Annotated in this window: 11 protein-coding genes; 1 reads left to right on the forward strand and 10 read right to left on the reverse strand. The window is 71.8% G+C overall.

Annotation, left to right across the window (positions count from 1 at the left end):
* Position 1: 1 nt before the first annotated feature.
* The 10 genes from tssF to WMF34_RS47695 form a co-directional block, all read right to left on the reverse strand.
* A complete protein-coding gene (gene tssF / locus WMF34_RS47650; protein ID WP_437991988.1) occupies positions 2–1,804 on the reverse strand; it encodes a type VI secretion system baseplate subunit TssF in 1,803 nt (600 codons plus the stop codon).
* Positions 1,801–2,262 (reverse strand): type VI secretion system baseplate subunit TssE, encoded by a 462-nt coding sequence (gene tssE, locus WMF34_RS47655; RefSeq protein ID WP_012241947.1) that lies wholly within the window; start codon positions 2,260–2,262, stop codon positions 1,801–1,803. Before tssE ends, tssF begins: the two co-directional genes overlap by 4 nt.
* 54 nt (positions 2,263–2,316) lie before the next feature.
* The gene (locus WMF34_RS47660; protein WP_012241948.1) at positions 2,317–2,805 is read right to left on the reverse strand and encodes an Hcp family type VI secretion system effector; all 489 of its coding nucleotides are present in this window, start codon (positions 2,803–2,805) and stop codon (positions 2,317–2,319) included.
* Positions 2,806–2,938: 133 nt separating this feature from the next.
* Positions 2,939–4,426 (reverse strand): type VI secretion system contractile sheath large subunit, encoded by a 1,488-nt coding sequence (gene tssC / locus WMF34_RS47665; RefSeq protein ID WP_012241949.1) that lies wholly within the window; start codon positions 4,424–4,426, stop codon positions 2,939–2,941.
* Between the two features lie 32 nt (positions 4,427–4,458).
* The gene (gene tssB, locus WMF34_RS47670; protein WP_012241950.1) at positions 4,459–4,965 is read right to left on the reverse strand and encodes a type VI secretion system contractile sheath small subunit; all 507 of its coding nucleotides are present in this window, start codon (positions 4,963–4,965) and stop codon (positions 4,459–4,461) included.
* Between the two features lie 134 nt (positions 4,966–5,099).
* Positions 5,100–6,152 (reverse strand): type VI secretion system protein TssA, encoded by a 1,053-nt coding sequence (gene tssA / locus WMF34_RS47675; protein ID WP_437991989.1) that lies wholly within the window; start codon positions 6,150–6,152, stop codon positions 5,100–5,102.
* 28 nt (positions 6,153–6,180) lie between these two features.
* Positions 6,181–10,188: a type VI secretion system protein gene (locus WMF34_RS47680; protein WP_437991990.1), complete on the reverse strand. Its 4,008-nt coding sequence runs from the start codon at positions 10,186–10,188 to the stop codon at positions 6,181–6,183.
* Positions 10,185–10,985, reverse strand: coding sequence for a DotU family type IV/VI secretion system protein (locus WMF34_RS47685; protein ID WP_437991991.1), 801 nt, complete (start codon positions 10,983–10,985; stop codon positions 10,185–10,187). The genes WMF34_RS47680 and WMF34_RS47685 overlap by 4 nt, the downstream gene beginning before the upstream one ends.
* On the reverse strand, positions 10,982–12,325 hold the full coding sequence (gene tssK / locus WMF34_RS47690; protein ID WP_437991992.1) for a type VI secretion system baseplate subunit TssK: 1,344 nt from the start codon (positions 12,323–12,325) through the stop codon (positions 10,982–10,984). Before tssK ends, WMF34_RS47685 begins: the two co-directional genes overlap by 4 nt.
* A gap of 79 nt (positions 12,326–12,404) precedes the next feature.
* A complete protein-coding gene (locus tag WMF34_RS47695; RefSeq protein ID WP_049876581.1) occupies positions 12,405–12,902 on the reverse strand; it encodes a hypothetical protein in 498 nt (165 codons plus the stop codon).
* 656 nt (positions 12,903–13,558) lie between these two features.
* Here WMF34_RS47695 and WMF34_RS47700 point away from each other — a divergent pair.
* The gene (locus tag WMF34_RS47700; protein WP_012241956.1) at positions 13,559–14,494 is read left to right on the forward strand and encodes a hypothetical protein; all 936 of its coding nucleotides are present in this window, start codon (positions 13,559–13,561) and stop codon (positions 14,492–14,494) included.
* Positions 14,495–14,517 lie beyond the last annotated feature (23 nt).

Genomic DNA, 14,517 nt, shown 5'->3' on the forward strand with positions numbered 1-14,517 from the left:
TCTAGAGGAGCGCCTTCGCGCCTGCCATCGGTTGCCATCGCTTCCAGACCTCCGCGCGCCCCGTGCTCCTCAGCACGAGCTCCGTGAACGAGTTGATGTGCGCGTGCAGCGAGAGATAACGACTCAGCACCTCCGCGAACAAGAGCGGGCTCGATCCGACGAACTGCTCCTCGTCGAGCGTCAGCGTCACCTCCGTCCCGCGGCAGAACCCGCGCCACGCGTCCGCGCCGATCCGCCGCGTCACGGTGCGCGCCGACACGCCGACGATGCCCTGGATCTGGCGCTCCGCCTCGGGGATCGACGCGAAGAGATAGACGCGCAGGATCTCCTTCAGCGCGTCCATACCGCCCGGCCCCGAGATCGAGAGGTGATTCTGCGATAAGTTCGAGACGAGCCGCCAGAGCGCCTGTCCGCCGAGCGGAGGATCGCGCTGCGGGGTCGGCTTGGTGAGGCAGGTGATCCGGCCCATGGCGGCTCCACGCTCGAGGGACAGCGACACGCCGGCAGACAGCTCCTCGGGGAGGTCGCGGTTGGTGCACAGCACCGAGGCGTACACGACCCGGGATGGGGGCCTCCGAGGCGAGAGGTCGAGATCGACGAACGACAGGGTCACGTCCGTGCCGGGCACGTCCTCGCGCGACGTCGCGACGCGGCGGGCCTGCCAGAACGCGCGCGGGCCCGCGCCCTCGGCGTGGTGCGTGAAGGAGAAGAACGGCGCGTACTCCACCTGCTCCGCCTCGCCCGGTGCCGTTGCCGTGACCTTGTGGATCGAGTGGATCTCGGTCGTGCGCTCGCGGCGCGCGTCCGCGACCAGGCGATACTCCGGGAAGCGGTGATCGACCCGGATCGGCTCTGTCGTGCGGGAGAACAGGTTGACGATCGGCGCGCAGCCGAGCCGGAAGGTGTCGGCCCGCACCACGAGGCTCGCGGGCGGGCGCTGATCGAGCAGGAACAGCAGGCTGCACGCGGTGCCCTCGGGGAGCTGCGTCAGCTCGACGTCGAAGAAGAGAAACTTCTCGGGAAAGGCGAAGTACTCCTGGACCAGCCGGTGCCCGGGGGACGCGTGCACGGGGTAGGGGAGCGCCTCCTCGTCGGGCCCGAAGCCGACCGGGTGGAGCCGCGCCTCGGCGAGATCTCGGCTGCCGTCCTCGCCGGCGCAGAGGACGCGCAGCGTGTGGCCGAAGAGCAGCTCGTACAGGCGATAGCCGCTCAGGCCACCGCCGCTCAGGAAGAAGCGCAGCCGCCGCACCCCGAGCGCGCGCAGCGGAGGGCCGCCGCTCCGCAGGCGGATGCGGAGCGCCGCCATCACGCCGCCGGAGCCCGGCGGCAAATCCAGCGCCTCGGGCGCGCCGAAGCCGGCGGCCTCGATCTCGATCGGCCAGAGGGTGACCGGAGCGCACGTCCGGAAACGGCAGGTGGGGCCCCCGTGCGCCTCGGCGAAGAGCGGCGTGCCCCGGTCGATCACGTGGCCCGAGGTGAGCTTGCTGTCCCTGGGGCTCACCTCGAAGGCCGCGATCGCCATCGACGGGATGGGCGAGAGCAGCGGCGGATAGAGGACGCCGAGCAGCGACGTGGTGAGTTCGGGGAGATCGCTGTCGAGGCGGCGCTGGAGGCGCGCCGTCAGGAACGCGAACGACTCGAGCAGGCGCTCGACGTGCGGATCCGCCGAGTGGCGCCCCTCCAGGCCGAGGCGCGCGGCGATCTTGGGGTACGCCGCGGCGAACTCGGCGCCGCGCTCCCGCAGGTAGGCGAGCTCGCGGGCGTAGAGATCGAGCAGCTCGGCGTCGTGGTCGGTCGTCGTCACCCGACCTCCGGCAGCGGCAGGGTGAAGCTGAGCGGCTCGCGGACCCGCTCGGTGACGAGCTGCGCGCGGACGGCGACGCGGTGCCGCGCGTCGCCGTCCGCCGGAGGGAGCAGCTCGACCTCGACCCGCGCGAGGCGGGGCTCGTACGCCTCGATCGTCTGCTGGATGAGCCGCGCGACGCGGAACCGGTCTTCCTTGACGACCTCGCGGCCGCCGAGCTCCAGGTCGGGCAGGCCGTAGTCGATCACCGTGCGCTGGCGTGCGAGGGCCACGTCTCCGGGCACGGGGCAGCGCGTGCCGAGCAGCCGCTCGAGCTCGCGGAGAACCGAGGCGCGCAGCGCGTCGAGGTCGTGGCTGCGCTTCGGCCGCGCCTCGCTGCGCTGCGACGGGGTGTCGTCGACCAGGCGGTCGAAGAGGGGCACGCGCCCCGCGTCCGCTGCTCCCCAGCTCTCTTCCATTCAGCGCCCCTGTCAGCGAGGGCCGGCGCGGCGGCGCGCGCCGGCCCCGCGAGATCACTTGCCCTTGTTCTCTTCGACGCTGAAGCTCGCCGAGCTCTTGCCCTTGGCCCCGCCCGGCGCCTCCTGCTTCTGCTGCGCGTAGTCCCAGGTGACCTTCTTGTAGCCGAAGGTGATGGTCTCGATCGGCTGATCCCCGCCGCCCGTCACCGAGACGGAGGTGATGATGCAGCTATCGAAGGTGTACGTCATGTACTTGTGCGGCGCCCCGGCGACGTCAGCCTTCCAGATGTGCACCTTCATGGACTTGATGTCCTCGCCGCCGCAGCACTTGAGGTTGAGCGTCGGCGACGCGATGTCGAGGTACTTGGTGATCGTGAAATCGTTGTGCACGCAGCGGCCGCTCGCGCGGCTCGTGTTCGAGGGCCCGGCCGTGAGCGGCATGGCCACTCCGTGGCTGAAGGACAGGAGCTCGATCATGTCCTTGCCCTGAGCCGACGTGCTCTCTCCCTTGATGCCATCGATTTCCCAGAAGATATTCTGCATGGTTCATCCCTCCTCTATCCACGATTGCGCGGCCCGCGCGCGGCCGGGCCCCATCGCGGGGCGCCGCCGCGAGCGCGGCCACCTTCTACGCACGCACGCACGCACGCACGCACGCGGCGCGCGCCGCTCCTCGTCATGCCGCCGGCGGCGGCAGCTCCGCGACGAGCCGCATCGAGACCGAGAGCTCGTTCAGCTGGAAATGCGGCTTCAGGAACACCACCGCGCGGTACGCGCCGGGCTTGCCGGGGACCTCGGAGACGTCGACCCGCGCCTCGCGCAGCGGCAGCCGCGCCTTGGTCTCCTGGCCGGCGGTGTCGTTGAGGAGCACGTAGTCGGCGATCCAGTTGTTGAGGTAGTTGGAGACGCCTTCCTGCGAGCTGAAGCTCCCGATCTTGTCGCGCATGAGCACCTTGACGTAGTGCGCGAACCGGGACGCGGCGAGGATGTAAGGGAGCTGCGCGCTCAGCCGGGCGTTCGCGTTCGCCTGCGGCAGGTTGTACGCCTTCGGCTTGTTCGTGGTGCTGCCGCCGAAGAAGGCCGCCTGCGCGCTCCCCTTCTTGTAGCAGAGCCCGATGAAGCCGAGCTCCGACAGCTCGTTCTCGCGCCGGTCGGTGATGGCGACCTCGGTCGGGATCTTGGCGACGATATCCCCCTCGCTCGTCTTGAAGGTGTGCAGCGGGAGGTTCTCGACGAGACCGCCGCCCTCGACGCCGCGGATCGCGGCGCACCAGCCATAGAGCGCGAAGGCGTTCGTGATCCGCTGCGTGAGCGCGTACGCCGCGTTCCCCCAGAGGAAGTTCCCGTCGCCCTCGCCGACCTGCTCCTCGTAATTGAACCCCTCGACCGGGACGCCCTTCGGCCCGTACGGCAGGCGCATGAGGACGTGCGGAAGGACCAGCCCGACATAGCGCGAGTCCTCCGACTCGCGGAACTCGCGCCATTTGATGAGCTGCGTGCTCTCGAATATTTTCGCGAGGTCGCCGGGGACGCCGATCTGGGTGAAGCTCGGCATGTCGAAGAGCTCGGGCGACGCCGCCGCGATGAACGGCGCGTGCGCCGCGGCCGCCACCTTGGAGAGCTCCGTGAGGAGGGAGACGTCGGGGTTCGTGCCATCGAACTCGTAGTCGCCGACGAGCATGCCATACGGCGCGCCCCCGAAGGTGCCGTACTCCTCCTCGTAGACCTTCTTGAAGACCGCGCTCCGGTCGAAGTCCGCCGCGGCCTCGAAGTCCTTGCGCAGCTCGTCCTTCTTCACGTTGAGCACGCGCAGCTTCAGCCGCGTCGAGGTCTCGGTGTTCATGACGAGGTAGTTCAGCCCCCGCCAGCGCGCCTCCACCCGCTGGAACTCCTTGTGGTGCAGGATGGCGTCGAGCTGCGCGCTGATGCGCGCGTCGATCTCGGCGATGCGCGCCTCGATGGCCGCCACCGTGTCGCTCCCGACCTTCACCTTCTCGTCGAGGACCTGGTTCACGAACTCATCGATGAGATCGCGCGCGTGCTTTCGTTGCGGCTCCGCCGCGCCGCGGACCATCCCCTGCGCGAGGATCTGGTCGATGAGGCTCATCTCCTCGGCCGGCGCTGCCGCCGCCGAGCCGACCGCTTGGGTGCTCTCTTCCGCCATGGCTCTCTCCCTTCCCGTCCTAAGATCGCGGCTCAGCCGCCCCGGCCCTTCTCGAGCTCCTGCTTGAGCGTCTCGAGCTTCTTCGTGTCCTCGACGACCTGCCTGAGCATCCCGCTCAGATCGTCGTTGCCCTCGAGCTTCGCGAGCAGATCGTTCAGCCGCTCCCGCGCGCGGAGCAGCGCGCGCAGCGGCTCGACCTGCTCCACGAGCTGCTCGGGCCGGAAGTCATCCATGCTCTTGAAGGAGAGGCTGACCTTCAGCTTGCCGCCCTCGTCCGTGAGCTTGTTGTCGACGAGGCACGTGGCCTCGGGCGCCACCGCGGCGAGGACCTCGTTGAAATTGTCGCGATCGATCTCGACGAACTTCCGGTCCTTGAGCTTCGGCCGCGGCGCCTCGGAGGTGCCCGACAGGTCCGTCATGATCCCGACGACGAACGGGATCTCCTTCTTCTCGATCGCGCCGCCGGTCTCGACGTCGTAGGTGATCTGCACCCGAGGCGGGCGGTTCCTGCTCAGCCATTGTTGCTTGCTCTCTGCCATGGTCGTTCCTTTCTCCCGCGGCCTCGGTCGAGCGTGCATCTCGCGCGGACGCTCTCCCCGGGGCCAATCCACCCTCGCGCGGCCGGGCCGGGGGCCGATCGTCGGATCGGGCCGGCGCCGGCGGTCTCATGAGATCATCCGGCGTCGCCCTCCTCCCGGCCGCGCATGCCGAGCAGCCGGTAGATCGCGACGAGGTCGTCGGCGCTCGACACGAACTCGCCGAGCAGCTCCGCGAGCGACATGTTCCCCCAGGAGATCGCGCGCTTCACGAGGTACGGGACGGGGCTGTGCGGCTCCGTGCGAAGGAGGTAGTCGGCCGCCTCGTTGAGCCGGCGATACGCCTCCACCCGGCTCTGGATCGCCGGGCCCGGACCCCGCGCGGGCGCCGGGTCCTCCGCGCTCTGCGCCGAGGGCTCTCCCGCGGCCGGCGCCGGCGCGTCGTCGGCGGGCTCGCCGAGGGCGGACGCCGTCGCGGCGCCGAGCAGGCGCAGCGCGCCGCGGGTCCGGTGGAGGACCGGGGGGCGGTCCATCCTCGCCGCGAGGCTCCGCTCCAGCGCCTCGGCCGCGGACAGGGCGGCGCGCGCGTCGCGCTGGAGCGCTGTCCATCGCGAGCGATCGACGAGGGAGAGCCGCGCCGCGAGGGGCTCGGCCGAGCGCGCGCCCTCGGCCGGGCCGCCGCCGTCCATCCGGCCGCTCTCCCAGTCGGCGAGCGTGCAGGGGGGGCGGTCGTCGCTGCCTTCGAGGAGCGGGACCATCCGGAGCCGCCGCGCGAGCGCCTCGTCCAGCCAGCCGACGAGGTCGCCGCGCGCCTCGAGGCCGTCGTCGTCGAGCGCCGGGAACATCGCGTCCCAGTAGCGATCGCAGAGCTCCGCGATCAGCCGGAGCCCCGGCGCCGCCGCGCCGATCCCGCCGATCTGCGCCCACGCGTCCGTGAGCCAGGCGGCGATCTGCAGGTCCTTGGAGCGCCGCGCGAGCGCCTCGGCGCAGAGCTCGGCCACGAGCTTCCAGTCCGCCGTCTTGAGGCGCGTCGCCCACACGCCCTGCGGCAGCGTCGGATCGTCCTCGCGCCGGGCCTCGCGGACGCGATCGTAGGTGCCCTCGTAGCGCAGCGGCGCCCCGGCGGGCGCTGCCTGCGAGATGGGCGCGAGGAGGCGCTCGATGTCGATTGCGATGGTGCGTTCTGCCATGCGTGCCTCGTTCGTCGCTGCTGCCGCGCTACTCGCTGTCGAGCACCGGAGCGGTCGTCGGGAAATCGGGGTACTTGAGCTGCTTGTCCTTCTCCTTGCCGACGAGGCCGAGCCGCACGAACACCCGGGCCGAGCCGCCGGTCGTACCGGCCCGCTCCAGCCAGCCGCCGGCGGGATCGGGGATCGTGAACACGACGAGCTGGAGGATGTTGGCGACGGCGTCCTCCTTCTTCAGCTCCGCCTCCTCCGCGGCGTGCGTGTGCATCGCGATGAGCCGGAGCAGCGCCCAGGGGCCGCTCGCCTCGAAGGTCGCCGTCCGCTCCTTCGCGACCGCGCCGGCGTTCTGCTCGACCGACGGGATGTCGGGGCTGTTCTTCGCCCACCGGAGCGTGAGCTGGACCGGGTCGCCGAGCCGCCAGGTGGCGGTCGGCTTGGGCCCGCCCAGGAACAGCCGCTCCTCGGCGATCCGCAGGCTCCACTCCGCGATCTGGTTGCCCGCCACCTCGCGCGCCTGGTTGACGCGGAAGGCGGTCGTGACGTCGAAGGAGCCGTCCATCGTCGCGTCCCCCTGCGCCCACATCGGCGCGAGGAACTCGCGCACCTTCTCCATGCGGTCGAGGAAGCGCACGACGTCGCGGGCGGCGGCGCCGCCGCGCAGCGACAGCACGGGCCGGAAGCGCTTGCGGAAGTCGCTCGCGCTCTGAAGGAAGAGCCGGACGTCGTCGGGGTTCGCGTCCTCCCGTTCGACGCCCGGCTCGAGCCGCGCGAAGGGGAAGCGGTCCGCGAGCGAGCGGTGGAACGAGCGGCGGAGGCTCGGGTATTTCGTGCGGATCTCCTCCGTGGCGAGCGTGGCGCACCGATCGCGGAGCAGGACGAGGATGCGCCGGCGCCGCCTGGCGAAGTAGTCGTCGGAGCGCACGTCGACCGGCACGCGCTCGATCTGCGCGATGCAGTTCTCGAACGTGACCGTGGGCAGGTCGTTGAGGAGGAAGCGCTCCAGGGCGGCGACGCTGTTGCCGGCCTTCTTCCCCTCGTAATCGCGGAGCGCCCCGACGATGTGTTGCCACGGCGCCATGCCGTTGACGGACCGGGCATCGGCCGCGACCTCGGCGCTCTCCAGCAAGCCGAGGACGGGCTCGGCGAGCGCGCGGGTCAAGGCGTCGGCCCGGCCCCGCTGCGCCACCGCGTACTCCGCGAGCTGCGCCCCGTCGCCGTCCGCGAGGCCGAACGCCTCGAACGCCGGGCTGCGCTCGCCGTTCCACCAGAGGAACGTCCCGTTCTTGACCTCGTAGAGACCGTCGGCCTCGAGCGTCCGGCTGGCGAGGGTGAGCAGGTACGCGCCCTGGCCGCGCACGAGCGCGCGGACGCGATCGCGCACCTCCTCCAGCCCGAGGCGCCCCGCGGCCGCCAGGATCTCCCGCAGCGGCTCGCTCGCGAGCGCGAGGGTGCCGACGTCGGCGCGCACCGTCTCGACGCGGCGCGACTCGCTCGGAGGCGGGGCCATCTCCCGGCGCGCGGCCTTGCCGACCGCGGCGAGGACGTTGTCCCGCAGGTTGCGCAGGGCGAGCTCCCCGAGCGTGCCGCGCACCTTCTCCGGGAACCGCTTGAGCCCCTCCTCCTGCGCGAACGCCTCGTACTCCTTGAGGCGCTTCGCGCCCTCCTTGAGCTCCTCGACGTTCCAGCTCAGGCGCGCGTCGTCGAGGGTCGCCGGCAGCGGATCGACGTTGTCGACGGGCTCCATGAAGCGCTGGCGCAGGAGCGCGGTCGAGGGCTCCTTGAGGGCGGCGACGAAGGGCGAGAGCTGGAGCTGCACCTCGCCCTCCTTGCGCACGAGCAGCGGCCCCGAGAGCGCTGTCTCTGCGCCGCCCAGGTAGCTCTTCAGAAGCAAGAGCCGCCCCTCGCCGTCGTCTTTCACCAGGCCGTAGGCCGGATCGCCGAGCAGCTTCAAGGTGCGGACCGCCGCGAGCAGGCGATCGAGCGCGGCGTTCGGCGGGAGCCTGTCGGCCGCGACCCAGGAGAGGGTGGGCGCGGCGAGCCGCGCCTCGGTGCGCGCGATCGCGTCGTGCAGCGCGGCGAGGCTCGCGGACCGGTACTCGGGGCCGCCGCGCTCGAGCTCCTTCAGGCCCCGGACGAGCGCGTCGACGTCCGCGCGCAGCGCGGCCTCGTCGAGCGTCCGCGAGATGCGCTGGTAGAGCTGGCTGAAGAGGCGATCGGACCGGGCGCGCGCCGGATCGCGGTACGCGTCGAGGCCGAAGGGCGAGAGGGGCGGGATGGCGAGGAGCGCGCGCCGCTGGTAGGCCGTCGTGCGCGCGGGCGGGAGCCTGTGCTGGAGGACGGATTCGGCCAGATCGGCCACGCTCTGGACGCGCGCGTCGCCGGCCTCGGTCGTGGGATCCTTCGGCGGTCCGGCCACGAGCGTCTCGAAGCGCGCCACCTGCCCCTCGAACGCGGCCACCTCGCGCAGCCAGGCCTCGAGCGCGACGTACTCCGGCGTGCGCTCCAAGGTCGCCGCGGCGATCTCCGCGCCCGCGGGGAGCAGCGCGGGGGGCTCCCCGAACAGCGGGCCCGTCCTCGCGTGGAGGCCGACGCGGAAGGCGTCGAGGATCACCCGCTCGTAGGCGCTCGCGATCGCCTGCTCGATCCGCGCGTCGATGCCGCTCAGCCACGATCCGGGCACGAGCGCGGAGCGGAGCCGCGTGCCCTCGATCGCGCTCAGCCCCTGGAGCAGGCGGACGGATCGCTCCGCGCGCACCGCGCCCGAGGGGTCGGCGCTGGGGTCCTCGAGCTTCATGTGGCGCAGGCTCGCCGCCAGGTCGCTCAGGAAGGGGAGCAGCGACGCGGCGTGGCGCTCCAGGCGGTTGCTCTCCAGGCCGAGGAAGACGCTGTAGAGGAGCGCGATCGCGACGGTGGCGATCCTGAGCGCCCGCACGACGCGCTGCCGGCGCTGCAGCGTGAGGCGGGTCGGGCGCGCCAGGCAGGCCTCGGCGATCACCTTCCTCTCGAGGAGATCGCGCGCGAAGAGCGCGCGTCGCCCGGCCGGCCTCTCCGATGGCGTCGCGGGCTGCGCGGGCTCGGGCTGCGCCGGCGGCTCCAGGCCGACCCAGGACAGGCTCCGGACCGCGACGGGCTCGCCGTCATCGTTCGGGCGGAGGAGGTCCTCCAGCGACCGCCTCAGGGGCTCGCGCAGCGCGAGGAGCGCGTCCGGAAAGAGGAAGTACGCCTCGACGCCCGCCGCGAACGGCCGGTCCGCCGCGAGGCGGCGCGCTTGCATCGCGGAGAGCGCTGCGCCGACGCTGCCGAGCGCCTCGTCGACGAGGCCCGCGGTGCTCTCGACCCAGGCGGCGCCCGGCTGCGCCCAGCCGAGCGTCGCCTGGCGGAGATCGGCGTCGAGCTCGTGCGCGAAGCGGTCGAACCCGTCGAGCCGGTCGCTCTGCGTGATCGCGAGGTGGACGGGGACCTGCATCCCGAGGTGCTGCTGCGCCTCGTCGAGCCGCTGGCGCAGGTGGGCGATCTCCCGTTGCTGGGCCGGCGCCGCGCCGTCGCTGTCGAGCAGGTCGCGGGCGGAGAGCGCGACGAGGATCCCGTCGACGGGCCGCTCGGAGCGCGCGCGCCGCATCGCCTCGAGGACGGCGCGGAAGCCGGACGCGCGCGGCGTCCCGCCGCCCTGCGGCTCGTTCGCGAGCAGCCGCCCCGCCGGCTCGACGAAGATCGCCCGCTCGAAGAGCCACACCTGGCAGGTCGACGGATCGCCCAGCGAGCGCGCGGTCGTCCCGGAGCGCGGCGTGAGCCCGGCGCCGGCGAGCAGCGTGGATTTGCCGGCGCTGGCGGCGCCGAGCACGAGGAAGCACGGGATCTCGTCGGGCGACGCCCTGAGCGCCGCGCGCGCCGCGGTGAAGAGCCGCGCCATCTCGCGCTCGAGATCGTCGGTCGGCGCGGCGCCTGCCGCGCGGCGCCGGCGCCGCGCGCGGAGGAGCAGCGCCAGACCGACGAGCGCGGCGACGAGCAGCGCGAGGGCGATCGCGAGGGGCCACGTCACGGCGCGCCCTCGATCCGGTCGAGCTCCTCGACCACGCGATCGACGCGGTACAGCCAGACGCCCTGCGCGGCGAGCGCCAGCAAGCCCGCGACGACGGCGAGCGGGACGACGCCGGCGCGCAGCGACGGCAGCCGGCTCCGCGACGAGCCCCCGAGGGTGTGCGCGTGGGCCTGGGGGCAGAGCTCGGTGAGCCCGGTGGCCAGGGTGGGATCGACGCGCTGGAGGTGGAGCGCCAGGTCCTGCCGGTACCGCTCGGGCTTGTCGCGCAGGCCGAGCGCGCGGTATTTGCCCTGGAAGCCGAGCGCGAGGGCGGCGAGGTAGACGAGCAGCAGCGCGGAGGGGGCCGCGTCGTGCCCGGAGAGCACGTCGTCGAGCTTGCGGAAGATGCGCTCGCCGGAGACGTAGGTGTGGAAGATGTGCGCCTCCAGCGGGCGCTCCGCCCACGCGTACCGCCCGTCCCATTCGGCCTGGAGGAGGAGCTCATCGGCCATGGCGGCCATCACGTACTGGGCGTCGTCGTAGGCCCGGAGCTCGTGTTTGGTGAGCTTGCGGCCGAGCGAGACGGCCTGGGTCTCCAGGAAGTCGACGAGGCGCTGCCGCACCGTCTCGATGCCTGGCGCGAGCCCTCCGTGCGCGAGGGTGACGAGCTGTCGTTGCCGCACGACCTCGGCGTAGAACGCATGGAAGGCGTCGAGCAGGAGCGTGCTCCCCGCGAGCGCCTGCACGGGGCTCCCCTGGAGAGGGGCCAAGGCCTCCCGTCGTGGCGTCTCCACGGTGGCTGTAGCTCCTGCGGTCATGTTCGCTCGTCGGTCGCTTTCACGTACAGGACGAGCTCTGCAGGCCCGGCGGCCGCGGAGGGATCTCCCGTGTTGAAGATGAGGAGCGGCTCGCCGAGATCGAGGTAGGGGCTCGACGGCTCGAGCTCGAAGAGCACGGTCCCTGCGGGCGCGATCAGATCCCCGTGGCGATCGACGCGCCGCCGTCCGGCGCCGAGCACGCGGCTCTGCTGCATCTCGCGCGCGCGGCGCGCCGAGCCGATGAGCGCGCCCTCGACCCAGCTCACGACGTCCTTTTCCTGCGCCCCGCGGCGGCCGCGCACGGCGACGAGCACGGGCCGCCCGGCGAAGCGCCGCTGGAACTCCACGAGATAGCGCCCCTCGCCGAAGTCGAAGGGGTGCGCCGTGAACGACTCCAGGATGCCCTCGTCGACGAGGCGAAAGACGTGGTCGCGCGCGGTGCTGAAGGTGACCCGCAGATCGTCGTGCTGGTAAGCGGGCAGGACGGGCGGGACCGGCATGCGGGCGAGGGCAGCGAGGTGGCCGACGAGGGAGGAGAGCGCGAGGTAGAGGGCGTAGGGGTGAGATCTGCCCGTGCCGAGCACGACCTCGAAGGGGGGCAAGGCGGTGACGAGGGCGTGGATTTGCCGGCGCAGCTCCTCGAGCACGTCTCGCTCCTTGCTGCGAGAATGCGCGCTGAGCCTGTCGGCGAGCCGCAGCGCCTTTTCGCGCAGCCGCGCGGTGATCTGGCCGCACATCGCGCCGAGCGGCGAGGTGAGGGGGACGGTCATGCTCGGCGGCAGGTACTCGGTGCGCACGAACGCCTCCCCTTCGCGCCGCAGCTCCGCGACGGGCAGGCACACGAAGCGGGCCGGCGGCGCGGCCGCGACGAGCAGGCGCGCCACCGGGACGAGGCGCGGGATCGGGAGCGGCTCTTCTCCCGTGTTGTCGTCCGGGACCGGCGCTCCTTCGATCGAGCGATAGCGGGCGAGATCGCCGCCGGTGGCGGCGCCGCCGAGGTGCTCCTTGGGCACGGCGAGGTACGCGGTGAGGGGGCCTGCCGCGAGCTCGGCGGCATGGGGCTTGAGGTCGACCTGGAGCTCGGGATCGCGCGCGGTGTGATGGACGACGAGGTGATCGGGGAGCACGGCCTCGACCTCGAGGACGCGCAGCGTGCCGCTCGCCAGCAGCCCGGCGTCGATCTCGAGGTGGTGGACCCCGTAATGGAACGGGTGGAGCTGCCCGAGGTGGTAATCGAGGAGGCGCTCGGAGCGCCGCGCGGCCTCCTGGAAGTGCTGCGGCGAGAGCAGCATACCGTCGTGCCACTGGACGGCGGCGGGTACTTCCGCGGGGCGCCTCATGCGTGAGCTTTCCTGGCGAGGCGTGGCTGCCCGGCAGCGTGGCTGCCCGTGGCGTGGCGCGTCGGGAGCTTGCCTGCGATCATCGGTTTTGCTCCAGGGCTTCGAGGGTGGTCACGGCGAAGTCGCCGTCCTGCAGCTCGATCCGGATCCGCTGCTGGGAGCCGAGGCGGATGCGGTGGGATCCGGGCGCGCGGTAATTGGCGAACACGAGCGGCTTCGCATTTCGGGGGATCTCCACCACGACGGGAGGCGGCGTGTACCCCGGCACGAACTCCCATTCCCACTCGGTGAACGCGTCTCCGCCAGGGAAATCACGCCGGAGCTGATCCCTTTGTTCGTACCACTGCTTCGCCGACATCTCGGCGAGGCGCTCGAACAGTTTCGCGTCATAGACAGCCAGGAGCGTGACAGGGATCGGAGAGTTCTGGTTCGCCAGCGCGGCGATGCGGATCTCGAGAAGAAGGCGAGTAGCTACCACCCCACCCCCGCAACCCATGAGCGCGCAGGCCGCCAGCAGGGCCCCGAGGGTGCGGCGGAGCGAACTCCGGCGCCCCCGGACGCCGGTCGGGTACGGCATGGAAGCGATGGTAACTGGGGGCGCACGGCGCATGGAAAAAAACTGCAGAGGCCGGTGAAGCGGCCGATGCGGCCGAGGCGCTCGCCCGATTGCTGCAACGAGGCATGAGCGCCGCGTCGAACGGCACGGCGCCGGCTGGTTCGGTGCTGCGCGCGCGGAATGCTTCAGGCGCACTGGCAACGCGTCCGACACACGAAATACCTCTTCTTGTCGAGATGTTCATGTGTGCAGGGCCGGCGCGGTGTGCCGGGGTCTGAGGAATCCGAGGAAGGAACGATCTCGGAGGGGCTCGCAAGAGAGGAGACGGGCTCGGTCTCGCGGCGCGCGAGCCGGCGGCCATGGGGCTCGTGACCGCGCACTATTCCGTTGGCCCGCGCTAGGCACCCACGTAAGATGCAGCGGGGACTTGGTTGTGGAGGAGATGCCGGCTGCGCAGGACGGGCGCGGAGGCGCCATGACCTTCTTGCCACCTTGATGGAGCACCTGAGATGTCCGCTTCGACCTGCGCGGGGTCCGACCAACTCTCCTCTTCGCCTCGTCGTTCTCTCGGCCGTCGGTCTGGCAGCTGGGCGGCGGCGGTCCTGCTGGGGTGCGCGCTGCTGGGGTCGACGGCGCCGGCCAGCGCGAGCGATCCAGAGCAGCTCTTCGAGAGAGGGATGGCGGACCTTCAGGCCGGTCGTCACGACGCGGCGTGTCCTCTGCTTCGCAAGAGCTATCGGCTGGAGAAGCGGCCGCGGACGCTGTTTCATCTTGCCGAGTGCGAGGAGCGGGCGGGGCGCATCGCCACGGCGGCGCTGCACTACGATGAATACCTCGACGCGCTCGAGCGCCTGTCCCCTCCGGAGCAGCAGGACGAGGCGGCGCGGCAGAAGCTCGCGCTCGAGAGGCGGGAGCGGCTCGACGCCGACATCCCCCGGGTGACGTTCCGGCTTCCGGAGACGGCGCCGAAGGGGACGAAGGTGACGCGGTCGTCGAAGGCGAGCCCGGACCCGGTGCCGGTGGTGCTCGGGGTCCCGGTGCCGGTCGATCCGGGAGAGCAGTGGGTGAGGACCGAGCCGCCCGGGGGGCCGCCGCGGGACAGGCGGTTCTTCGTGAACCGGAGAGAGCGCCAGACGATCGATCTGACGGTGGCGCAGCCCGGCGATGAGGCGAAGACGGTGCGATATAGCCGGCCGCTCGAGCCTGTGCCGGTGTTGCTCCCTCCATCCATCGACGACGGGATGTCAGGACGCCGGCTCGGCATGTACATCGCGGGGGGCGTGGGATTGGCAGGGGTCGTTGCCGGATCCATCGCAGGCTGGGTGACGTTGAGCCAGAAGGAGACCATCGCGGAGAACTGCCGCGACAGCTTCTGCAACAAGACGGGGGAGGAAGCGATCCACACGGCGGCGGTCGCGAGCCCCATAAGCACCGCAAGCTTCGGGGTCGGCCTGGGCGCGCTCGGGGTGGCGGTGGTGTTGCTTCTGACGGAGCCGGTGCCTGCACGTGTGGGTCAGGCACCACGGCGTCACCTGGGGGCCGCGGCGGACCCGGAGCTATGGGCAGGGGGCAGCGCGCGCGAGGCTGTCGCCGGGATGAGGTGGGTATGGTGATGCGCGGGTCTGGGTGGGGAGCG

Source organism: Sorangium sp. So ce145 (genome assembly GCF_051525985.1).
Lineage (GTDB): Bacteria > Myxococcota_A > Polyangia > Polyangiales > Polyangiaceae > Sorangium > Sorangium cellulosum_B.

Excerpts from the sequence above, each read along its gene's own strand:
- tssE (WP_012241947.1), bottom strand. The coding sequence starts at position 2,262 with ATGGAAGAGAGCTGGGGAGCAGCGGACGCGGGGCGCGTGCCCCTCTTC.
- WMF34_RS47660 (WP_012241948.1), bottom strand. The coding sequence starts at position 2,805 with ATGCAGAATATCTTCTGGGAAATCGATGGCATCAAGGGAGAGAGCACG.
- tssB (WP_012241950.1), bottom strand. The coding sequence starts at position 4,965 with ATGGCAGAGAGCAAGCAACAATGGCTGAGCAGGAACCGCCCGCCTCGG.
- tssC (WP_012241949.1), bottom strand. The coding sequence starts at position 4,426 with ATGGCGGAAGAGAGCACCCAAGCGGTCGGCTCGGCGGCGGCAGCGCCG.
- WMF34_RS47685 (WP_437991991.1), bottom strand. The coding sequence starts at position 10,985 with ATGACCGCAGGAGCTACAGCCACCGTGGAGACGCCACGACGGGAGGCC.
- tssA (WP_437991989.1), bottom strand. The coding sequence starts at position 6,152 with ATGGCAGAACGCACCATCGCAATCGACATCGAGCGCCTCCTCGCGCCC.
- tssK (WP_437991992.1), bottom strand. The coding sequence starts at position 12,325 with ATGAGGCGCCCCGCGGAAGTACCCGCCGCCGTCCAGTGGCACGACGGT.
- WMF34_RS47700 (WP_012241956.1), top strand. The coding sequence starts at position 13,559 with ATGGCGGACCTTCAGGCCGGTCGTCACGACGCGGCGTGTCCTCTGCTT.
- WMF34_RS47695 (WP_049876581.1), bottom strand. The coding sequence starts at position 12,902 with ATGCCGTACCCGACCGGCGTCCGGGGGCGCCGGAGTTCGCTCCGCCGC.